This window comes from Variovorax sp. 10L426 (assembly GCF_056395305.1).
The window spans coordinates 24,196-44,945 of sequence record NZ_JBFTJF010000011.1 but is presented as its reverse complement, the minus strand read 5'-3'; the positions used below and the strand labels follow the sequence as shown (position 1 = coordinate 44,945).

16 protein-coding genes are annotated in these 20,750 nt (G+C 65.6%); 10 read left to right on the top strand and 6 right to left on the bottom strand.

Going from position 1 to position 20,750, the window contains the following annotated elements:
* Positions 1-140: 140 nt before the first annotated feature.
* The 3 genes from rpsO to AC1DHL_RS16975 form a co-directional block, all read right to left on the bottom strand.
* A complete protein-coding gene (rpsO, locus tag AC1DHL_RS16985; protein ID WP_007837783.1) occupies positions 141-407 on the bottom strand; it encodes a 30S ribosomal protein S15 in 267 nt (88 codons plus the stop codon).
* Between the two features lie 183 nt (positions 408-590).
* Positions 591-1,781: a pyridoxal phosphate-dependent aminotransferase gene (locus tag AC1DHL_RS16980; RefSeq protein WP_478162718.1), complete on the bottom strand. Its 1,191-nt coding sequence runs from the start codon at positions 1,779-1,781 to the stop codon at positions 591-593.
* Between the two features lie 107 nt (positions 1,782-1,888).
* The gene (locus AC1DHL_RS16975) at positions 1,889-3,169 is read right to left on the bottom strand and encodes a branched-chain amino acid ABC transporter substrate-binding protein (protein WP_478162717.1); all 1,281 of its coding nucleotides are present in this window, start codon (positions 3,167-3,169) and stop codon (positions 1,889-1,891) included.
* Positions 3,170-3,292: 123 nt separating this feature from the next.
* Here AC1DHL_RS16975 and AC1DHL_RS16970 point away from each other — a divergent pair, with 123 nt between their 5' ends.
* On the top strand, positions 3,293-3,664 hold the full coding sequence (locus AC1DHL_RS16970) for an Hsp20/alpha crystallin family protein (RefSeq protein ID WP_478162716.1): 372 nt from the start codon (positions 3,293-3,295) through the stop codon (positions 3,662-3,664).
* 254 nt (positions 3,665-3,918) lie between these two features.
* Complete coding sequence (locus tag AC1DHL_RS16965) at positions 3,919-4,656, top strand: alpha/beta hydrolase (RefSeq protein ID WP_478162715.1); 738 nt, start codon at positions 3,919-3,921, stop codon at positions 4,654-4,656.
* Here AC1DHL_RS16965 and tsaD read toward each other — a convergent pair.
* A complete protein-coding gene (gene tsaD, locus AC1DHL_RS16960) occupies positions 4,604-5,653 on the bottom strand; it encodes a tRNA (adenosine(37)-N6)-threonylcarbamoyltransferase complex transferase subunit TsaD (RefSeq protein ID WP_478105311.1) in 1,050 nt (349 codons plus the stop codon). The genes AC1DHL_RS16965 and tsaD overlap by 53 nt on opposite strands.
* Positions 5,654-5,710: 57 nt before the next feature.
* Here tsaD and AC1DHL_RS16955 point away from each other — a divergent pair, with 57 nt between their 5' ends.
* The 4 genes from AC1DHL_RS16955 (at position 5,711) to AC1DHL_RS16940 (ending at position 10,302) form a co-directional block, all read left to right on the top strand.
* Entirely contained in the window at positions 5,711-6,991 is a 1,281-nt protein-coding gene (locus AC1DHL_RS16955; RefSeq protein ID WP_478162714.1) for a nitrate- and nitrite sensing domain-containing protein, read from the top strand.
* 338 nt (positions 6,992-7,329) lie between these two features.
* Positions 7,330-8,574 carry a CmpA/NrtA family ABC transporter substrate-binding protein gene (locus tag AC1DHL_RS16950; protein ID WP_478162713.1) on the top strand — a complete coding sequence of 415 codons (1,245 nt, stop codon included), beginning with the start codon at positions 7,330-7,332 and terminating at the stop codon, positions 8,572-8,574.
* Between the two features lie 10 nt (positions 8,575-8,584).
* Positions 8,585-9,496 (top strand): nitrate ABC transporter permease, encoded by a 912-nt coding sequence (gene ntrB / locus AC1DHL_RS16945; RefSeq protein WP_478162712.1) that lies wholly within the window; start codon positions 8,585-8,587, stop codon positions 9,494-9,496.
* Positions 9,493-10,302 carry an ABC transporter ATP-binding protein gene (locus AC1DHL_RS16940; protein ID WP_478162711.1) on the top strand — a complete coding sequence of 270 codons (810 nt, stop codon included), beginning with the start codon at positions 9,493-9,495 and terminating at the stop codon, positions 10,300-10,302. The genes ntrB and AC1DHL_RS16940 overlap by 4 nt, the downstream gene beginning before the upstream one ends.
* A gap of 32 nt (positions 10,303-10,334) precedes the next feature.
* Here the strand turns inward: AC1DHL_RS16940 and AC1DHL_RS16935 are convergent, their stop codons facing one another.
* Positions 10,335-11,615, bottom strand: coding sequence for an ANTAR domain-containing protein (locus tag AC1DHL_RS16935; protein ID WP_478162710.1), 1,281 nt, complete (start codon positions 11,613-11,615; stop codon positions 10,335-10,337).
* A 254-nt stretch (positions 11,616-11,869) separates the two neighbouring features.
* Here AC1DHL_RS16935 and AC1DHL_RS16930 point away from each other — a divergent pair, with 254 nt between their 5' ends.
* Positions 11,870-13,147, top strand: coding sequence for an MFS transporter (locus AC1DHL_RS16930; RefSeq protein WP_478162709.1), 1,278 nt, complete (start codon positions 11,870-11,872; stop codon positions 13,145-13,147).
* A gap of 113 nt (positions 13,148-13,260) precedes the next feature.
* On the opposite strand, the gene AC1DHL_RS16925 is transcribed toward AC1DHL_RS16930, so the two are convergent.
* Positions 13,261-14,967, bottom strand: a complete 1,707-nt coding sequence (locus AC1DHL_RS16925) for a bifunctional protein-serine/threonine kinase/phosphatase (RefSeq protein ID WP_478162708.1) — start codon at positions 14,965-14,967, stop codon at positions 13,261-13,263.
* Between the two features lie 64 nt (positions 14,968-15,031).
* Between AC1DHL_RS16925 and nirB the strand changes: the two genes are divergently transcribed.
* The 3 genes from nirB to AC1DHL_RS16910 are packed head-to-tail and all read left to right on the top strand — an operon-like array spanning position 15,032 to position 20,705.
* Positions 15,032-17,497, top strand: coding sequence for a nitrite reductase large subunit NirB (nirB, locus tag AC1DHL_RS16920; RefSeq protein WP_478162707.1), 2,466 nt, complete (start codon positions 15,032-15,034; stop codon positions 17,495-17,497).
* Positions 17,498-17,510: 13 nt separating this feature from the next.
* The gene (nirD, locus tag AC1DHL_RS16915) at positions 17,511-17,891 is read left to right on the top strand and encodes a nitrite reductase small subunit NirD (protein WP_478105329.1); all 381 of its coding nucleotides are present in this window, start codon (positions 17,511-17,513) and stop codon (positions 17,889-17,891) included.
* A 9-nt stretch (positions 17,892-17,900) separates the two neighbouring features.
* Complete coding sequence (locus AC1DHL_RS16910; RefSeq protein ID WP_478162706.1) at positions 17,901-20,705, top strand: nitrate reductase; 2,805 nt, start codon at positions 17,901-17,903, stop codon at positions 20,703-20,705.
* Positions 20,706-20,750: the final 45 nt, after the last annotated feature.

Genomic DNA, 20,750 nt, shown 5'->3' with positions numbered 1-20,750 from the left:
GATGCCATTCCAGAGAAGTTCGGCGGAACTTCGTTGGAATGACACAGCTTCGCTCTGTTCGGCACTCCAGAAACGATTCGCGAAGTAAAAAACGCCTGAGCTAGCGGACTAACCCAGGCGTTCTTGCATGCGATTCGGTTTTACTTGCGCAGACCCAGCTTGGCGATCAGCGCGGTGTAACGGTCGGCGTCTTTGGACTTCAGGTAGTCCAACAGCTTGCGGCGGCGGCTCACCATGCGCAGCAGGCCGCGACGACCGTGGTGGTCCTTGGCGTGCGTCTTGAAGTGCGGGGTGAGTTCGTTGATGCGGGCGGTCAGCAGTGCGACTTGCACTTCGGGGCTGCCGGTGTCGTTGGCGGCGCGGGCGTTGTCCTTGACAACTTCGGCCTTGATGGAGGCTGCGATCATTTGGTTTTCCTGTTCCGGGATGTTTGACTTGCGGTGAGCGCTGGAACTGCACACACCGTGCGCCTTGCGGTATGCAAAGCCTTGGGATTATAGCTCGCCCCCAGGTTGCCCGCACTTCGTGTCGGGCGCCCACCCCCGCCGGGGGCAACACCAGCGGCCCGGCTAAGCCGGTTCCGCGGTGTTTCACGACTTTCGTTCGGGCCCCAGCCAGCGTTTGAGGCGGTTTACCCCTTCGACCAGGCGTTCTTTGTCCTTGGAAGCGAAGCACCAGCGGAGCCAGCCTTGGGCCTCGGGGGCGAAGGCGTTGCCGGGGGCCAGGCCGAGGCCGGCCTCGGCGACGAGGCGTTTGGCGACTTCCAGCGAATCGTCGAAACCTTCGAGCTTGAAGAAGGCATACATGCCGCCACGGGCGGGTGCCACCTGCACGCCGGGGACGGCGGCGAGCAACGGCACCAGCGTGTCTCGACAGGATTTCAGGTGCGCGACGATTCGCGGGGTGATTTCCTCGGTGTGCGCCAGGGCCGCGACGCCGGCGCGCTGCGTGAACACGCTCGCGCACGAAGTGTTGAATTCGATCAGCTTGCCCATGCCATCCATCAGAGCCGGCGGCAATACCAGCCAGCCGAGCCGCCAGCCGGTCATCAGGAAGCTCTTGGAGAAGCTGTGAGCGACAACGAGGCGGTCGTCGGGCGCAGCCACGTCGAGAAAGCTCGGCGCGCACCGATTCGGGGTTTCGTCGTAGTAAAGACGCTCGTAGACCTCGTCGGAAAGGATCCAGGTTCCGGTCGACCGGCAGTGGTCGAGGATTGCTTGTTGCTCCGCGCGCGTCAGCGTCCAGCCGGTAGGGTTGTTGGGCGCATTGACGATGAGCAGCTTGGTGGCCGGCGTGATCGCGGCGCGCAGCGCATCGAGGTCGAGGGTCCATTGCCCGGCCTTGGGCACGAGGGAAACGCGACGCACGCGTGCGCCGAGGATGGCCGGCTGCGCAGTGAGATTCGGCCATACGGGGGTGATGGCGACGACCTCGTCTCCTGCATCGACCAGCGCCTGCACGGCAAGCATCAACGCGTTGACGCCGCCCGAGGTGATCGCGATGCGGGACGACTCGATCTTCGGATGCAGACCGCTCATGTATCCGGCGACTGCCTCGCGCAGTTCAGGCAAACCCAGGTTGTGGGCGTAGAAGGTCTCGCCACGCTGCAGCGATTCGATGGCCGCCTGGCGAATCACGCCGGGCGTGACTTCGTCACTTTCGCCGAACCAGAACGCCAGGACGTCGCCGCGGCCCAGGCCGGCATTCGCGACTTCGCGGATCTTGGAGGCTTCGAGGTTGTGGATGGCTTGGCGCATCGATCTTGTTCCTTTGCAATTCAACTTCGCCACCGCTGGCGCTGGAGGTGAAACAGTAGCAGCTCATTCGGGAAACACCGCGGAACCGGCTTTGCCGGGCCGCTGGTGTTGCCCCCGGCAGGGGGTGGGCTTCAGGGGCGCTGCATCTTGCAGCTCGTGGGCATCTCGGCCTTGCTGGCTGGAATGGTCTTCACGACGCGAAAGCCGTAGCCGGAACCTTCCACGTCGAACTTCACGCCGGGCGCGCCTTGCCTGTCCATCACGCCGACCACCAGCGTCTGCTGGAACTGGTGGTCTTCAGCGCGCATGTGTCCGCTCTGGCCCGCGAGCGTGACATGGGCCTTTTCAAGCGCACGGGCGACCGCCACGGTGTCGGTGCTGCCGGCACGCTCGATCGCCTGGGCCAGCGCCTCGATCATCAACTGCATGCGCATGTGCACGTAGTCCTCGGAAGGCTTGGGAAAGCGCGCGCGGAAGGACTTGTAGAAGGCCTCCGACTGCGGTGTCTGCACGTTCGGCAGCCAGTCGGCCACCGCGACGACGCGGCCGATGCCGGCGTCGCCAATCGCCGCCGGCGCCCCCAGCGCATTGCCGTAGAAGGTGTAGAAGGTGCCGTTGAAGCCTGCCTCGCGCGCCGCCTTCACGAGCAGCGTGAGGTCGTTGCCCCAGTTGCCCGTGATCACCGCCTGCGCCCCACTGGCGAGGATCTTGCTCGCATAAGGGGCGAAATCCTTGACTTTGCCCATCGGATGCAGCTCGTCGCCGACGATCTGCACGTCGGGCCGCAACTCGGCAAGCTGGCGCCGTGATTCGCGCAGCACCGCCTGGCCGAAGCTGTAATCCTGGCCGATCAGATAGACGCGCTGGAGCGCCTTGTCGTCCTTGAGCACCTGCATCAGCGCGGTCACGCGCATGTCGGCATGCGCGTCGAAGCGGAAGTGCCAGAAGCTGCAGCGCTCGTTGGTGAGGATGGGGTCGACGGCCGAGTAGTTGAGGAAGAGGACACGCTTCGACGGATCGCGCTCGTTGTTCTTCTCGATCGCGTCGATCAGTGCCGCGGCAGTCGCCGAAGAGTTGCCCTGCATCACGATGCGCGCGCCGTCGTCCATCGCGGCGCGCAGCGCGGACAGCGCTTCTTCGTTCTGTCCCTTGCTGTCGTAGCGATCCAGTTGCAGGAGGCGCGCGCCGCCGGGCAGCCTCACCCCCCCGCGTGCATTGACGCGCTCGACCGCCCACAGCAGGTTGCGGAACACCGCTTCACCCGTATTGGCGAAAGGGCCGCTCATGCTCTCGATCAGCGCAAGGCGGATTGGCGTCTGCGTCTTCGCCTGCAGCGGCGAAAGCACGCCGGCACCTAGCGCCAGAGCCGCGAATTTCAAGGCCCGGCGTCGCCAAATAAAGCTGGAAATCATCGTCTTGAAACTCCCTTCGCGATGCCTAGATGAGGTGGCATGCGGCACTCGTCTTGTTGAAACGCCGCGCAGTGTACGGGACACACATTCTTGTCCTCATCGTTTCGCTCAGGAGTCTTCATCATGTTTTTTGCACCCGCCATCCGGACCGCCCGCTTTGTTCCGCGTTCGTACGATCGCAGCCTGGAGCGCTTCGTCAACGAAGCCTTCTCCGGCGCACAACGCTCGCTCAATGTCGAACAGGACGAAAAGACCTGGACCTTGACCCTCGATGTCCCAGGCCTGTCGCGCGACGACCTGACGATCGGCATCGAAGGTGCCGTGGTTCGAATCGAGAGCAAAGCCGAAGCCAAGCGTCAGATCAAGGCTGCCTACGAGTTGCCGCAGGACATCGACGTTGCCGCGAGCGAAGCCAAGCTCGAAAACGGCGTGCTGACCCTCAAGCTGGGCAAGCTGGTTCCGGTCAGCAACGTGGCGCAACTCGCCATCAACTGATCGACCGAATCGGCTTCGGGACGCTTCACGGCTCCCCCGGCGACTTTCCGGTTGCCGGGGACCGAAGCAGGCAAAGTGGGGTGAATAGACGGGTCGGTAACTTTTGGTTGCCGACCTAACGTATTTCTGACCCACAATCGGTGCGCAATACGTCACGTTCTGTGACGTATTTTTCAAGGCCTTTGTATCAATTCGCGCTTTTAAGGCGTGCGGTTTGCCCAGGCGGCCCGCCCGAAGGCGCTCACACAAGCACCATGAAAACGCACTTGAAGCTTGCAGACGTCGATGCCCGATCGGACACCCTCCTGGTGTTCCTCCCGGGCGCATTTCTGAAGCCGGAGGAATTCGAGCGCGAGGGCTTTGTCAGCGCCGTGCAGGAACGCGATCTCGCGGCGGATTCCTTGCTGGTGGACGCCGATGTGTCGTATTACTACGACCAGACTTTCATCGAGCGGCTACAACAAGACGTGATCGAGCCTCAGCGTGCGGTCGGATACCGGAAGATCTGGCTGGTCGGCATTTCGATCGGCGGCTTCGGCGCCTTGATTCATGAACTGGCCAAACCGGGCACGGTCGACGGGATCGTGGCCTTGGCGCCCTATCTCGGTCGGCGCCCGATCGGTGCGGAAATCCACAAGGCCGGTGGCTTGCGCGCATGGAAGGCCCCCGAGGGCCCGCCGCCCGACCAGGAGGTCGACCGCAAGCTGTGGCCCTGGCTCCAGCAGTACGCGTCGCCGGCGCGCCCTGAGACGCTCCCCCCGCTGTACCTGGGATTCGGCCTCGGCGACCGATTCGCGGCCAACCACCAGCTGCTGGCCGATGCGCTTCCGTCCGGTCATGTCTTCACCACCGAAGGCGGTCACGACTGGCCGCAATGGTCCCAGCTCTGGCGCAAGATGCTCGACGTGCTGCCGCTGCCGCAGCAATCCAGGAAGGCGCCTAGGCGGGTTCCGACGCGGCATTCAGCGACGCCAGCGGCCATCGCGGCTTGACGTCGAAGGCATAGCGCTCGGTCGGGCTCTGGATGCCCGCCTGGAGGCGCATCGCGGCGGCCATCGCGATCATGGCGCCGTTGTCGGTGCACAAGTGCAATTCGGGATAGTGCACGCGCACCCCGCGCTTGGCGCATGCGGCATTGAGTTGCTCGCGCAGCGACCGGTTGGCGCCGACACCCCCTGCCACCACCAGACGATCCAGCCCCGTCTGCTCGATCGCTGCCAGCGACTTTTTCAACAGCACCTCGACGATCGCGGCCTGGGTCGACGCCGCGAGGTCGGCCTTTCGTGATTCGATCTCATCGCCGAGCTTGCGGGCCTGAGTGAGCACCGCTGTCTTCAGCCCCGCAAAAGAAAAATCCAGGTCGCCGCTGTGCAACAAGGGGCGCGGGAGCTTGAAAGCCGCGGCATCGCCCTGCTCGGCCAGCTTGGCGAGCCACGGGCCGCCCGGATAGGGCAATCCCATCAACTTGGCGCTTTTGTCGAAGGCCTCGCCGGCCGCGTCGTCGATCGTTTCGCCCAGAAGCTCATACCTCCCTACACCGTCGACGCGCATCAGTTGCGTGTGGCCGCCGGACACGAGCAGCGCGACGAAGGGGAATTCCGGCGGATCGGCGCTGAGGAAGGGCGACAGCAGATGCCCTTCAAGGTGGTGCACGCCCAGCACCGGCTTGTCCAGCGCCGCGCCGAGCGCGCAGGCCACTCCCGCGCCGACCAGCAAGGCCCCCGCCAGGCCAGGCCCTCGGGTATAGGCGACGACGTCCACATCCGCCAACCGTTGGCCGGCCTGCTCGAAGACGGTCTCCGCGAGGGGGAGCACGCGCCGGATGTGATCGCGGCTCGCCAGTTCCGGAACGACGCCGCCGTAGGCCTGGTGCATCGCGATCTGGCTGTGCAGCGCGTGCGCTGCGAGACGCGGCAGCCCGCTCGCGCCGCTCTCGACCAAGGCCACGCCGGTTTCGTCGCAGGACGATTCGATACCCAATACAAACATGCTGCGAGTGTAGGTGCCGCCCGTTTTCGGGGCACGGATGTTGCTGCAAGCCCTTCGATGAAATCCGGCCTGAGTTTCCTGGTTGCCGCCCTGCGTTGCGAAATCGACGGGCTGGAACAACTGACCCGCACCGGCGAACTGGTCGGAAGCATCGGACGACTGGTGCATGCCTTGCAGCGCGAACGCGGTATCTCGAACGTGTGGCTGGCCTCGCGAGGTCAACGCTTCGCCGCACAGCGGAGCAAGCAGATCGTCGAATGCCTGCAATTGGAGACGGCGGTGCGCCAAAGCTTCGGACACCTGGAAGCAGACATCGCCCGGATCGGCAATGGCACTCGCCTTTTCAGCCGGATTGCCTGGGTGCTCCCCGGGCTGGATGCGCTCCCCGAACTGCGCCGCCGAATCGGCGCGCTGGAGTTGGACGCTGCCGAGTCGACAGCCGCTTTCGTCAAGCTCATCGCCGGACTGCTCGCGGTGGTGTTCGAGGCGGCCGATGGCGCGACCGATCCGGAGGTCTCGCGCGTGCTCGTGGCGCTCTTCAATTTCATGCAGGGCAAGGAATTCGCCGGCCAGGAGCGCGCCTGCGGCGCCGCAGCATTTGCTTCGGGGTGCAACGACAGCACGCGACAGCAGCAGTGGCTGCACCTGATCGATTCGCAGGAGCGCTGCTTCCAGGTCTTCGTCGAGTTTTCCGCCGAGAGCCTGGCCTGCCTTTGGCGCGCAAGCCAGTCGCCAGAGCAGATTGCGGAACAGGAGCGCTTGCGCCGCATTGCGTGTGCCGCGCCGGCGGGCGTGGCGCTCGATCCCGAACTGAGCCAGACCTGGTTCGACTGCAGCACCCGGCGCATCGACGCGATGCAGGGGGTCGAGGAGCGACTCGCCGCCGAGTTGCAACGAATTTGCGCGCACAAGACGGCGCGGGCGCGATCCGAATTGCAGGCGCATGAAGCACTGCTGTTGAAAATGGCCGACGACACCGATTCGCCCGCAGCCTTTTTCGACGAGCCGACGCCAGACTCAACGACCCACTCACAGCCGCCCGGCGGCGCGGCGCTCTATGGTCGCCAACTCGAACGTTCGATCCTCGACATGGTTCAGGAGCAGTCGCGCCGCCTGCAGGCGATGGGCGACGAACTGGAGACCGTGCGCGCAGCGCTCAATGAGCGCAAGCTCGTCGAGCGCGCCAAGGGCCTCCTGATGGCACATCGCGGCATCAGCGAGCAGGAAGCGCACAAGATGCTGCGGCAGACTGCCATGAACCAGGGCCGGCGTCTGGTCGAGGTGGCCGAATCGGTGCTGTCGGTGGCCGAGTACCTGCCCCGCGACGCGGCCTCGTGAGCGGCGCCTGATCTGGAATGGTGCGACGCACAATGATCGTGCCGCACCCGGTCAAAATGTCCTATCGGCGTCAATCCAAAGCCAGGCCTGGTTCTGAAGCTATGTTTTTCATAGCAGTTCAACGTCCGTCAACGCTGGCACGTCGCTTGCATTCCTGCTGGCCATAGACCAACGAAGGTCTTCAGGCAGGCAGCATCCAACGGCGGATACGGCCCACCGAACCGGACAAAGGCGTCCCCACCCGCGAGGGCTCGTTTTCGAGCAGCTCTTGCGCGGTGAGGACGCCTTTTTTGTTTTTTGCGCTTGTCTTTCTTGTCTTTCCTTTCGGAGTTCGCCCCATGACCGATTCGCTCACACCCAAACTGAATCGCCGACGCGTGCTGCGGGCCGCTGCCGCAGGCGTGGTGGGGCTGGACCCCGCGTTGCGCGCGGCGGTCTGGGCCCAGGGTTCCGACAAGCCCGAGAAGGAGGAAGTGAAGATCGGCTTCATTCCCCTTACTGATTGCGCCAGCGTCGTCATGGCCTCGGTACTTGGCATCGACAAGAAGTACGGCGTGAAGATCGTACCCAGCAAGGAAGCAAGCTGGGCCGGCGTGCGCGACAAGCTCGTGAACGGCGAGCTCGACTTTGCCCACGTGCTCTACGGCCTCGTCTACGGCGTGCATCTGGGCATTGGCGGCCCGAAGAAAGACATGGCCGTCCTGATGACGCTCAACAACAACGGCCAGGCCATCACACTGTCGAAGAAGCTGGCCGACAAGGGTGCCGTCGACGGCGCCTCGCTGGCCAAGGTGATGGCCGCCGACAAGGGCGAATACACCTTCGCGCAGACCTTCCCCACCGGCACGCACGCGATGTGGCTGTACTACTGGATGGCGGCCAACGGCATCAATCCGCTGAAGGACGCCAAGGTCATCACCGTGCCGCCGCCCCAGATGGTCGCGAACATGCGTGTCGGCAACATGGACGGCTATTGCGTCGGCGAGCCGTGGGGCCAGCGCGCGATCATGGACGGCATCGGCATCACGGCCGTGACCACGCAGGACATCTGGAAGGACCACCCGGAAAAAGTGCTCGGCACGACGGGCGACTTCGTCAAGAAGTACCCCAACACCGCGCGCGCCGTGACCGCGGCCATCCTGGAGGCTGGCAAGTGGATCGACACCGGCCTGCAGAACAAGAACAAGATGGCCGAGACTATCGCGGACAAGAGCTACGTCAACACCAGCGTCGATGCCATCAACCAACGCATCCTGGGCCGCTACACCAACGGGCTCGGCAAGAGTTGCGACGATCCGAACTACATGAAGTTCTTCAACGATGGTTCGGTGAACTTTCCGTATCTGTCGGATGGCATGTGGTTCCTCACACAACACAAGCGCTGGGGCCTCCTGAAGGAGCATCCCGACTATCTGCAGGTCGCGACGCAGATCAACCGCATCGACATCTACAAGCAAGCCGCGGCCGCCACGAACACGCCGCTTCCCAAGGACGCGATGCGCACCAGCAAGCTGATTGACGGCGTCGTGTGGGACGGCAAGAACCCCAGGCAGTACGCCGATTCGTTCAAGGTCCACGCCTGAGGAGGCCGTCATGGTGAGCGCTGTCTTTCATTCCCCTCTCGATGCCCGTCCCGCTGCGCCGGCCACTGCGAAGAGCCTTGTCGCGACCAAGCCCGTGGCCCTTGCCCGACAGGCCGAACCCGAGCCTCGCGCACCACGCGACTTCAACGCGCTGTGGTTGCGCGTTCTGCCGCCGGTACTCGGCATCGCGCTGCTGATCCTGATATGGGAACTGGTCGCGATGAAGAGCACCACCGGCTTTCCCTCGCCGCTCACAACCTGGCAGCAGGCAGTGACGGTGTTCAGCGATCCGTTCTACAGCAAGGGCCCCAACGACCAAGGCGTGGGCTGGAACGTGCTGTCGTCGCTGCAACGCGTCGCGCTCGGCTTCGGTCTCGCGGCGGCGGTGGGCATTCCCGCGGGCTTTGCGATTGGCCGCTTCGAATTCCTCTCGCGCATGTTCAATCCGCTGATCAGCCTGCTGCGCCCGGTCTCCCCGCTGGCCTGGCTGCCGATCGGTCTGCTGGTGTTCAAGGGTGCCAATCCGGCGGCGATCTGGACGATCTTCATCTGCTCGATCTGGCCGATGATCATCAACACCGCCGTGGGCGTGCAGCGCGTGCCGAGCGACTACATGAACGTCGCGAAAGTGCTGAACCTCAGCGAATGGAAGATCTTCACCAAGATCCTTTTCCCCGCCGTGCTGCCCTACATGTTGACCGGCGTGCGGCTCGCCGTCGGCACTGCGTGGCTTGTGATCGTCGCGGCGGAGATGCTGACTGGCGGTGTCGGCATCGGCTTCTGGGTGTGGGACGAGTGGAACAACCTCAACGTCGCCAACATCATCATCGCGATCTTCGTCATCGGCATCGTCGGCCTCGTGCTCGAGTTTGCGCTCATCAAGATCGCCACGGCATTCACGTTCGAAGAGGTGAAGTCATGAATGATGACAAAAAGTACATCGAGATCCAGGGCGTCGAGCAGCGATTCAAGACGGCGAAGGGCAGCTTCCTCGCATTGCGCGACATCAACCTCAGCGTGGCCAAGGGCGAGTTCATCACGCTGATCGGGCACTCGGGCTGCGGCAAGTCGACGCTGCTGAACCTCATCGCCGGCCTCGCTGCGCCCACGCAAGGCGCCCTGGTGTGCGCCCACCGCGAGATCAAAGGTCCGGGACCTGAGCGTGCAGTGGTGTTCCAGAATCATTCGCTGCTGCCTTGGCTGACCTGCTACGAGAACGTATACCTCGCTGTCGAGCGCGTGTTCGCGTCGACCGAAGGGAAGGCGCAACTCAAGGCACGCACCGAAGCGGCGCTCGCGTTGGTTGGTCTGAGTGCGGCCGCACAAAAGCGCCCCGGCGAGATCTCCGGCGGCATGAAGCAACGCGTGGGCATCGCCCGCGCGCTCTCGATGGAACCCAAGGTGCTGCTGATGGACGAGCCCTTTGGCGCGCTCGATGCGCTGACGCGCGCCAAGCTGCAGGACGAATTGCTCGCCATCGTGCAGAAGACGCACAGCACGGTCGTCATGGTCACGCACGATGTGGACGAAGCAGTGCTGCTGTCCGACCGCATCGTGATGCTGACCAACGGGCCTGCCGCGACCGTCGGCGAAGTGCTGGCAGTCGACATCCCACGCCCGCGCAATCGCGTCGAACTGGCCGAAGACCCGGTTTACGTGCATGCGCGCAAGGCCGTCATCGACTTTCTCTACACGCGCCAGGCGCACGTGGAGAAGGTTGCCGCCTGAGTCGACACGGCGGCGAACCACTCACGCCGGAGTCAGGACATGATGACCTGCAGGCTGTGTTCGTACGAGGCAGTGAGTTGGTCGAAGGTGTCGACCAGCGCATCGCTGGAACGCACCAGCGCGGCGCGCCCTTCGGCGCTCTCGACGTCGCGCACGCCGCGCACCAGTTGCAGCCACTCGTCCCGCGCGGCCACCAAAGCGGTCCGGATCTCGGGTGAACTCAAGGGCGCGCGCTCGAGTTCCAGCAATGCGGACTCGAACGCATCCATCGTCGGCGCCAGGCGATCGCGCGTGGCTTCTTGCGACAAGGTCGACGCCAGCAACGCGTCCTTTGCGAGCCGTTGCGCGCGCATGCGTTGGCGCCCGCAGATGTTGACGATGCGCAGCGCGCGTCGCGCGCCGGAGGCCTCCAGTGCACCTGTCAGGGCCTCGGCGGCAGAGAGCAGTTCGCAGGCACGTGCATCGATATCCATCAACGCTCGCGGCGCGAGGCGCGCGGCGAGTGCCGCCTCCAGCCCTTTCCAGGCCAGGCGCACATCCGACAGGCTCCGCGCACCGGCCTCGTCCAGTTCGAGTGCGGCCAGATGATCCAGGTTGTCCTGCACCCGCTCGGCCGATTGCGTGCGCAAGACACGCGCGCGCCGCGCGTCGATGCCCGCCAGCGCCTGCGCCGCCACGCGGACCAGCCGCTGCGACAGCATGCGCAACTGCCCGGCGCGATTGATCGCATCGGCCCATCGCGAAGCCTCGACCACGGATCGGGAGACTTCGCCGAGGCGCAGGTTGGCATGCATGGCCGCGCCGCGCAGCAGACCGAAGGCCTCGTCCTCATCGATGCCGCGTGCGGACATCAAGAGGCCCTTGGCGCGATCGATCCACTTGCGTTCGTCCAGGCGCGTGCGCAGTGCATCCAGTTCGGTGCGCAGTCCTCTCTCCCGCTGCCAGCGCGCGTGCGCGCGGCCCAGCAACGCATCGAGGGACTGCGCAGTCAGCGCCTCGATCGACTCCCATGCGTGCACGCCGAGCGCCGCGAGTTTCTCGTGCGACTGGCGATCCAGCGGTGCGGAGACGAGGCTCAGCGGACACGGCGGCGTGCCCGACCAGGCTTGCAGCACATCGAAAAGATCCTGCGCCGCCACTTTCACGCAGATCACGATCTCCCGAGGCACGAGCAACTGGGCCTGCGACGCCATCGTGAGGGACGTCGCACGCGCAACGGCCGAAGCATCGATGCCAGCCAGTGCGCGCTGCAGCACCTCGGGCAATGCAAGGTCGGTGGCTTCGTGGGGCAGGACGACAAGAAGAGGGTTCACGGCGAGCTTCAAACAGCAACCGGAAGCATAGGCCAGCGGCGCCGTCGCGCGGTGGCACAGCTCTTGCGTGACATGGCTCGCGGTGTAACGAAGCACCGCTTTGGTGAAGCGGCAGACACCTGCACGCCGCCCGGTCTTGCAACCGCCGGGCACACCCCTCACGCCGTCAGCGTTCGCTGCCGGCACACCGCCCCAACCCCGTCCGATGACACGGCCCGCCAACGGCCGCGCCGCGGCATTTCGCATTGAAAGCCATGTCCAGCTTCAAGACCTTCCTTCGCTCAGGCCACGGCCCGACGTTGTTCGCGGCCTTTCTGTACTTCGCCTTCTCGTGCTGCATCTGGGTGCTCAACGGTGCGATGGCACCGTTCATCGGCGAAAGCTTCAACCTCTCGCCGGCGCAGAAGGGCCTGATGCTGTCGGTGCCGATCATTGCCGGTGCGCTGATGCGCTTCCCGCTGGGCATCCTGTCGCAATACATCGGCCGCAAGCATGCGACGTTGGTCGAGATGGGGCTCATTGCCGTCGCAATGCTGTTCGGCTTCTTCATGGTGCACAGCTTCAACGATCTGCTCGCGATGGGGGTGCTCCTGGGCATCGCGGGCGCGAGCTTCGGCGTCGCGCTCTCGCTGGGGTCGGGCTGGTTCCCGCCGCAGCACAAGGGCCTCGCCATGGGACTGGTGGGTGCGGGCAACGTCGGTACCGCGGTGTCGGTGCTGGTGGCTCCGCCACTCGCCCAATGGCTGGGCTGGCAGAGCGTGTACGGTGTGGCAGCCATCGCGATCCTCGTGCCGATGATCGTGATGATCGTGTTCGCCAAGGAGCCGCCCGACATCGACAGCCATGCCAGCTTCCGCGAACACATCGCCTGCCTGTTCGAGAAGGACGGATGGGTGTTCAGCCTGATCTACGGCGTGACTTTCGGCGGCTTCATCGGCCTCACGACCTTCCTGCCCTCCTACTACTACGACCAGTTCGGCGTGAGCAAGGTGCAGGCCGGACAGTTGACCATGCTGGCCGCCTTCATGGGTGCCGCCGTACGCGTGATCGGCGGCTGGATCTCCGACCGCTGGGGCGGCGTCAACACGCTGACATTGGTCCTGCTCGTGGTGGCGATCGGCCTGGTGCTGGTCGGCGCGTCGTCGGCATCGTTGACGCTCACCACGCTCCTGCTGATCACCTGCTTCGCCGCACTGGGTGCTGGCAATGGCGCACTCTTCCAACTCGTGCCGCTCCGCTGGCCGGCAAGCACCGCGGTGGCCGGCTCGATGATCGGCGAGATCGGCGCGCTCGGCGGTGGCCTGGTACCCAACGCGATGGGCTTGTCGAAGCAATATCTCGGCAGCTATGCCTGGGGCTTCGTCTTCTTCGCCGCACTGTCGCTCGTCATGCTCGGCGTCATGCGCGTGATGCAAATCCGCTGGACCCGCACCTGGGCCGAAAAAGGCGGCCGCGCCCGCGATGCCGCACAGCCGCCGGTCACACCTCGCCGCCCCAGCACCACCAAAGCCCCCAAGGCCCGCAACGCATGACCCCGCAAGTCCTAGTTCCAGGAATACCGCGGAACCGGCTCCGCCGGGCCGCCGGTATTGCCCCCTGCAAGGGGGTGGAGAGCGACACGAAGTGCGCGACCCTGGGGGTGTGCCTATTTCGGCAAGAAGAGCAGCCACACCACCAACAACACATTGAGCAGCAGCGAAACACCCAGCGCGATCTTGTAGAGCGCAGCCGGGTCGCGGCGAACCAGCGGCGTGGCGCTCGGCGCACTGACGGGACGAGACGCGCCCCGCTCGAGCGCGAGCAGCAACTCCTCGGCCGTCTCGAAACGCTGCCGCGGATCGCGCGCGACAGCCTTGCGCACCAGATGGTCGAGCCACATCGGCACATCCGGCCGGATACGCGACAGCGCGGCCGGGTCGCGCCGGTAGCGCGCAGCCTGATAGGGCTCGATCTCGCCATAGGGCAAGCGCCCGGCAAGCCACTGGTAGAGCGTGACGCCCAACGCGAACAGATCGCTTGCCGCGTCGGCACCCTCGTCTTCCCACTGCTCGGGATTGATATAGCTGGGCGTGCCGGCATGCAGTTCGCGCTGCGCCGCGCTCTCGCGCCCGGACAGCGCAACACCCAGGTCGAGGATGCGCCAGCGCCCATCGTCGCCAAGGTGCAGGTTGCCCGGCTTGATGTCGCGATGCACCACGCCGTGGCGGTGCAGCCGACCCAGCGCGCGGGTCACTTCGATGGCCGCGGCCACGACCTCTGCCACAGCGCCGCGCCGGCCATCCTTCTGCATCTGCTCGAGCGTGCGGCCGCCATGCCAATCGAACACGGTATAGAGCGCGCTGGCATCCTCCGCACGCTCGTGAACGCGCACGAAGCCGCTGTCGGCGCGAGCGTTGACGCGAAGTCCCAGCCAGGCTTCGTGTGCCAGCATCGCGCGCTCCTGTGGATCGCCGGCCCGCGACGGATGCAAGGTCTTGAGGGTGACCAGGGCTCGGGTCTCCGGTCGACGCGCCTGATAGAGCACATGCACGCCGGTATCGGCTACTCGCGCGGTAATCACGTAGCCGTCGAGCACGTCACCCACCTTCAGCAGCGGCGGCGGAGCCAGCCGACGCACGTCGCCCATTTCATCGTCCAGCTGACGGGCATCCAGCCCGATGACGCGAATCACCAGCGCAGTGGCGTTGTCGCGCGACCCTGCCGCCAGCGCGGCCTGAACCAGCGCATGGCTGGCCTCTCCCGCATTGCCCTGCAGCGCGAGGGCCGCCAGATGCTGCGCCTTGAGCACACCGTGCACGCCGTCGGAGCTGAGCACGAAGCAGTCGCCGACGCGCACATCGCCCTGCACGTAGTCGACGCGCACCTGGTCGTCGAGACCGATCGCGCGCGTCAGCCGGCTGCGCAGGTCGGGGTGCTCGAAGGCATGGTCCTGCGTCAGCGGCATGGGTTCGACGTCCTGGCGCACTCGCCAGGCGCGGGTGTCGCCGACGTGCGCGAGCGTGTAGCTCTGTCCATGCAGCACCAGCGCGGTCAACGTGGTGAGCGCGGTGCCGCCACCCTGGCGGCGGCGGTTGTGATCGGCAAGCCATGCGTTCTGCGCGCCGATCAGCCGGTCCAGCGCCGCCGTCGGCTCCCAGGTGTCGGGCGTGGCGAAGTAGTCACCCAGCAGTCCCATCACGGTGGTCTGCGCGGCCTCGAGTCCGCGTCCACCGGTGGACACACCGTCGGCTATGGCCGCAATCAGCCCGCGTGCTTCCTCGCCCTGCGGCGCATGCACCGCGCCGGCGAAGTCCTCGTTGACCTCGCGCGGCCCGCGCTGGCTGCTGTAGCCAATGTCCACTTCAAAGCTCATGGCGCGATTCTCCACGCGCGCCTTGGGTCCCTCGCTTGATTGAATCCACGAAAGGTCCCACCCCATGAAGAAAATGAAACTCGTGATGGTCGGCAACGGCATGGCCGGCGTGCGCACGATCGAGGAACTGCTCAAGATCGAGCCCGACCTCTACGACATCACCGTATTCGGCGCGGAGCCGCATCCGAACTACAACCGCATCCTGCTGTCGCCGGTGCTCGCGGGTGAGCAAACGGTCGACGAGATCGTTCTCAACAGCTGGGAGTGGTACGCCGAGAACAACATCACCCTTCATGCCGGCAAGAAAGTCGCAGAAGTCGATCGCGTCAAGCGGATCGTTCGCGCCGAGGACGGCACCGAAGCGGCCTATGACCGCCTGCTGATGTGCACCGGCTCCAATCCCTTCATGCTGCCGGTCCCCGGCAAGGATCTGAAAGGCGTGATCGCCTATCGCGACATCGCCGACACCGACTACATGATCGAGACGGCACGCACGCACAAGAACGCGGTCGTCATCGGCGGTGGACTGCTGGGTCTCGAAGCGGCCAATGGCCTCATGCTGCGCGGCATGAACGTCACCGTGGTGCACGTCATGCCGTGGCTCATGGAGCGGCAACTGGACGACGTGGCCGGCAAGCTGCTGCAGAAGTCGCTCGAAGACCGCGGCCTGAAGTTCCTCATCGGCGCGCAAACCCAGGAACTCGTGGGCAACGAACAAGGAAGGGTCTCCGCCATTCGCTTCAAGGACGGCACCGAGGTCGCCGCCGACCTGGTGGTCATGGCCGTCGGCATCCGTCCCAACACCGAGCTGGCCGAGAAGATGCGCCTGCACATCAACCGCGGCATTGTCGTCACCGACACCATGCAGACCGTGACCGATGCGCGCATCTACTCGGTCGGCGAATGCGCGGCGCATCGCGGCATCGCCTACGGGCTGGTTGCGCCGCTTTTCGAGCAGGCCAAGGTCGCGGCGAATCACCTGGCTCAATTCGGCATCGGCCGCTACATGGGCTCGCTGACCTCGACGAAGCTCAAGGTCACGGGCATCGACCTCTTCTCCGCCGGCGAGTTCATGGGTGGCGAAGGCACCGAGGAGATCGTGATGAGCGATCCCTTCGGTGGCGTCTACAAGAAGCTGGTGATCAAGGACGACAAGCTGGTCGGCGCCTGCCTCTACGGCGACACGGTCGACGGAAGCTGGTACTTCAAGTTGCTGCGTGACGGCCGCAGCGTGCACGACATCCGCGACAAGCTGATGTTCGGCGAATCCAACATCGGCGACACCGGCCACGAAGGCCACAGCAAGGCCGCGTCGATGCCGGACGATGCCGAGGTCTGCGGCTGCAATGGCGTCAGCAAGGGCACCATCTGCAAGGCGATCAAGGACAAGGGACTCTTCACGCTCGAAGAGGTCAAGAAGCACACCAAGGCCAGCGCATCGTGCGGCTCGTGCACCGGACTGGTCGAGCAGATCCTGATGTTCACGGCCGGCGGCGACTACTCCGCCACGCCCAAGAAGAAGGCCGTCTGCGCCTGCACCGACGTCAGCCACCAGGACGTGCGCAATGCGATCCGCAAGGAGCACTACCTCACGCACGACGAGGTGTATCGCAACCTCGGCTGGCGCACGCCCAACGGCTGCGCGACCTGCCGCCCGGCGATCAACTACTACCTGATCTCGACCTGGCCCAAGGAGGCGAAGGACGATCCGCAGAGCCGCTTCGTCAACGAGCGCAGCCATGCCAACATCCAGCGCGATGGCACCTATTCCGTGATCCCGCGCATGTGGGGAGGCCACACCACGCCCGATGAACTGCGCCGCATCGCCGACGCGGCCGACAAGTACAAGATTCCCACCGTCAAGGTCACGGGCGGCCAGCGCATCGACCTGCTCGGCGTGAAGAAGGAAGACCTGGAGAACGTCTGGAAGGACATCGGCATGCCGTCCGGCTTTGCCTACGCCAAGTCGCTGCGCACGGTGAAGACCTGCGTGGGCAGCGAGTGGTGCCGCTTCGGTACGCAGGACTCGACGCAGATGGGCAAGGACCTGGAGCGCGCGCTGTGGGCGATGTACGCACCGCACAAGGTGAAGCTCGCGGTGTCGGGCTGCCCGCGCAATTGCGCTGAATCGGGCATCAAGGACGTCGGGGTGATCGGCGTCGATTCGGGCTGGGAAATCTACGTGGGCGGCAACGGAGGCATCAAGACCGAGGTCGCGCAGTTCCTCGTGAAGGTGAAGACGTCCGAGGAAGTGATGGAGTACGCGGGCGCGTTCCTGCAGCTCTACCGCGAGGAAGGCTGGTACCTGGAGCGCACGGTGCACTACATCGGACGCGTCGGCCTCGACTACGTGAAGAAGAAGATCCTCGAGGACGCGGAGGGCCGCAAGACCCTGTGGGAGCGGCTCCAGTTCGCGCTGGACGGCGAACCCGATCCGTGGTTCGAGTCGAGCCAGGCATCCGTGGACGTGCGGCAGTTCAAGCCCGTGGCCGTCGTCGAGCCCACTGCCGCTGCCGCGCAGACGGCCTGAAGGAAAGGAAATCATGAGTGAATGGAAAGTGATCTGCCGCGTCGACGACATCCCCGTGCTCGGCGCGCGTCGCGTCAGCCGTGCCGAGGGCCTCGATGTCGCGGTGTTCCGCAATTCCGAGAACCAGGTCTTCGCATTGCTCGACCGCTGCCCGCACAAGGGCGGTCCGCTGAGCCAGGGCATCGTGTTCGGCACCAGCGTGGCCTGTCCCCTGCACAACTGGGCCATCGGTCTCGACGACGGCTGCGCGAAGTCGCCGGACGAAGGCTGCACGCCGCGCTTCGCGGTGAAAGTTGCCGACGGCGTAGTGCACCTCGATGCGGGCGAACTCGAATCGCACGCCACCGATCTCTCTCGTCCCGCGGCCGGTCCCAGGCGAACCGTCGAGGCCTGAGGAGCCGCCATGAACGAAACACGCTCGACCTGCCCCTACTGTGGCGTGGGCTGCGGCGTGATCATCGAATCCGATGGCGCGCAGATCACCAGCGTGCGCGGCGACCCCGCGCATCCCGCAAACTTCGGCCGCCTGTGCACCAAGGGCTCGACACTGCACTTGACGGCCAGTGCCGCGGTCACCATGCAGACGCGTCTGCTGCGGCCGTTGCAGCGCGCCACGCGCGGCGGTGCGCCCGAACCCATCAGCTGGGATGGCGCGCTCGATGTGGCGGTGGAGAAGTTTGCGCAGGTGATCGGCGAAAGCGGCCCCGATGCGGTGGGCTTCTACGTGTCGGGACAGTTGCTGACGGAGGACTACTACGTCTTCAACAAGCTCGCCAAGGGCCTCATCGGCACCAACAACATCGACACCAACTCGCGCTTGTGCATGAGCAGCGCGGTCGCCGGCTACAAGAAGACGCTCGGCGCCGATGCACCGCCCGCGTGCTATGACGACCTGAAGCACGCCGAGTGCCTGTTCATCGTCGGCAGCAACACGGCCTGGGCGCATCCGATCTTGTTCCGGCGCATCGAAGACGCGAAGACGGCCAACCCGGCGATGAAGATCGTCGTGGCCGATCCCCGCCGCACCGACACGGTGGAGATAGCCGACCTGTTCCTGCCGATCCAGCCGGGCACCGACGTGATGCTCTTCAACGGCATGCTGCACCTGATGCTCTGGGAAGGCTGGACCGATGCGCGGTACATCGCCGATCACACCAGCGGCTTCGATGCGCTCAAGGCCACGGTACGCGACTGCACGCCCGATCGCGTGGCGCAAGTCTGCGGCATCTCCAAGGACGATCTGTTGCAGGCAGCCCGTCTTTTTGCGACCTCCGCCGCGACGCTGAGCCTCTATTGCCAGGGCCTGAACCAGTCCTCGTCCGGCACCGCGAAGAACGCAGCGCTGATCAACCTGCACCTGGCGACCGCGCAGATCGGCAAACCCGGCGCCGGGCCCTTCTCGCTCACCGGCCAGCCCAACGCCATGGGCGGGCGCGAAGTCGGCGGCTTGGCCAATCTGCTTTCCGCTCATCGCGACCTCGCCAATCCGCAGCATCGCGCCGAGGTGGCTGCGCTGTGGGGCGTCGACGACGTGCCGGATCGGCCGGGCAAGACCGCGGTCGAGATGTTCCAGGCCGCCGCCGACGGCGAAATCCGCGCGCTCTGGATCGCCTGCACCAACCCGGCGCAATCGATGCCCGACCAGGCGACCGTGCGCCGCGCGCTCGAGCGCTGCGAGTTCGTCGTGGTGCAGGAAGCGTTCGCGACGACTGCCACCTGCGACTTTGCCGACCTGCTGCTGCCGGCCACCACCTGGGGCGAGAAGGAAGGCACCGTCACCAACAGCGAGCGGCGCATATCCCGGGTGCGGCCGGCCGTCGCGGCGCCGGGCGAAGCACGCGACGACTGGCGCATCGGCGTGGCGTTCGCGCGCCGCCTCGAGGAACGCCTGGGGCGCACAGGCAGCACACTCTTTCCCTACGCCGACGCCGAATCGGTCTGGAACGAACACCGCGAGACCACCCGCGGCCGTGACCTCGACATCACCGGCATGAGCTACGCGATGCTCGAAGCCACGCCGCAGCAATGGCCTCTGCGCGAAGGCGAGACCGAGGGCAGCGCACGGCTCTATGAGGACGGCATCTTTCCGACGCCCGATGGCCGCGCCCGCTTCGTCGACACGCCCTACAAGCCGGTGACCGAGGCCCGCGAGGCGCGCTACCCCTTCTCGCTCAACACCGGCCGCCTGCGCGATCAGTGGCACGGGATGAGCCGCACCGGCACGCTGGGCAGGCTCTTCGGCCACGTTGCGGAGCCGACCGTGCAGATGCATCCACAGGACATGGCCCGCCGCCAACTGGCCGAGGGCGATCTCGTGCACGTGACATCGCGCCGGGGCTCGATCGTGGTGCCCGTCGCGACCAGCGCCGAGGTGGGCCTGAGCCAGGCATTCATTGCAATGCACTGGGGCGGCGAATACCTGAGCGGCTCGTCCAGCACCGGCACACGGCTTGCGGGCGTGAACGCGCTGACGACGGCGAGCTTCTGCCCCGACTCGAAGCAGCCGGAGCTCAAGCACGCGGCGGTCAAGATCCTCAAGGCCGAGTTGCCCTGGACACTGCTTGCCGCCGCATGGCTGCCGCAGGACGCGGCGCTGGTCGTCGCCGCCGAACTTCGCGGCCTGATGTCGTCTTTTCCGTTCGCGAGTTGCGTGCCCTTCGGCACCGGTGCCGCGCTCGACGGCGCGGGGCCCGACCGCACGGGCGTGCTGTTCCGCGCCGCGGCGTACGAGGCGCCGCCTGACGCTGTCCTTTCGCGCATGGAAGCGCTGCTCGCGCTCACCAGCGCCGACACCCTGCGCTATGCCGATGCAAAGCGCGGACAGCGCCGCGCGGTACGCCTGGCGCGCAACGGCGCGGACGCCTACCTCGAAGGATTCCTGCTCGGTGGCGACACCCGGGCGGAGGTCTGGATCAAGGCATTGCTGCAGGACCGGCTGCCGGCTCAAGCCTACGGCCGGCAACTGCTGCGGCCCGGCTCGGCACCGCCCGGCGGTGTGGCGGCTCGCGGCAAAGTCATCTGCAGTTGCTTCGGCATCACGCAAACCGCCATCGGAGAGCATCTTGCATCCTCCGCCGGCTCGGAGGTCGAGCGACTCGCCGGCCTGCAGGGCGCACTGAAATGCGGCACCAACTGCGGGTCTTGCATTCCCGAACTCAAACGCATGGTGCGCGCGGCCTCCGGGTCGGTGCTGGCGGCGGCGTCATGAGCCTCCACGCGGCGACAGCGATAAACCCACCTGCGCAACGGGGCA

What these genes read in the sequence shown, in the direction of transcription:
- rpsO (WP_007837783.1), bottom strand. Translation starts at nt 407, where the DNA reads ATGATCGCAGCCTCCATCAAGGCCGAAGTTGTCAAGGACAACGCCCGC.
- ntrB (WP_478162712.1), top strand. Translation starts at nt 8,585, where the DNA reads ATGGTGAGCGCTGTCTTTCATTCCCCTCTCGATGCCCGTCCCGCTGCG.
- AC1DHL_RS16930 (WP_478162709.1), top strand. Translation starts at nt 11,870, where the DNA reads ATGTCCAGCTTCAAGACCTTCCTTCGCTCAGGCCACGGCCCGACGTTG.
- nirD (WP_478105329.1), top strand. Translation starts at nt 17,511, where the DNA reads ATGAGTGAATGGAAAGTGATCTGCCGCGTCGACGACATCCCCGTGCTC.
- AC1DHL_RS16910 (WP_478162706.1), top strand. Translation starts at nt 17,901, where the DNA reads ATGAACGAAACACGCTCGACCTGCCCCTACTGTGGCGTGGGCTGCGGC.
- AC1DHL_RS16940 (WP_478162711.1), top strand. Translation starts at nt 9,493, where the DNA reads ATGAATGATGACAAAAAGTACATCGAGATCCAGGGCGTCGAGCAGCGA.
- AC1DHL_RS16970 (WP_478162716.1), top strand. Translation starts at nt 3,293, where the DNA reads ATGTTTTTTGCACCCGCCATCCGGACCGCCCGCTTTGTTCCGCGTTCG.
- tsaD (WP_478105311.1), bottom strand. Translation starts at nt 5,653, where the DNA reads ATGTTTGTATTGGGTATCGAATCGTCCTGCGACGAAACCGGCGTGGCC.
- nirB (WP_478162707.1), top strand. Translation starts at nt 15,032, where the DNA reads ATGAAGAAAATGAAACTCGTGATGGTCGGCAACGGCATGGCCGGCGTG.
- AC1DHL_RS16925 (WP_478162708.1), bottom strand. Translation starts at nt 14,967, where the DNA reads ATGAGCTTTGAAGTGGACATTGGCTACAGCAGCCAGCGCGGGCCGCGC.
- AC1DHL_RS16975 (WP_478162717.1), bottom strand. Translation starts at nt 3,169, where the DNA reads ATGATTTCCAGCTTTATTTGGCGACGCCGGGCCTTGAAATTCGCGGCT.
- AC1DHL_RS16950 (WP_478162713.1), top strand. Translation starts at nt 7,330, where the DNA reads ATGACCGATTCGCTCACACCCAAACTGAATCGCCGACGCGTGCTGCGG.
- AC1DHL_RS16955 (WP_478162714.1), top strand. Translation starts at nt 5,711, where the DNA reads ATGAAATCCGGCCTGAGTTTCCTGGTTGCCGCCCTGCGTTGCGAAATC.
- AC1DHL_RS16965 (WP_478162715.1), top strand. Translation starts at nt 3,919, where the DNA reads ATGAAAACGCACTTGAAGCTTGCAGACGTCGATGCCCGATCGGACACC.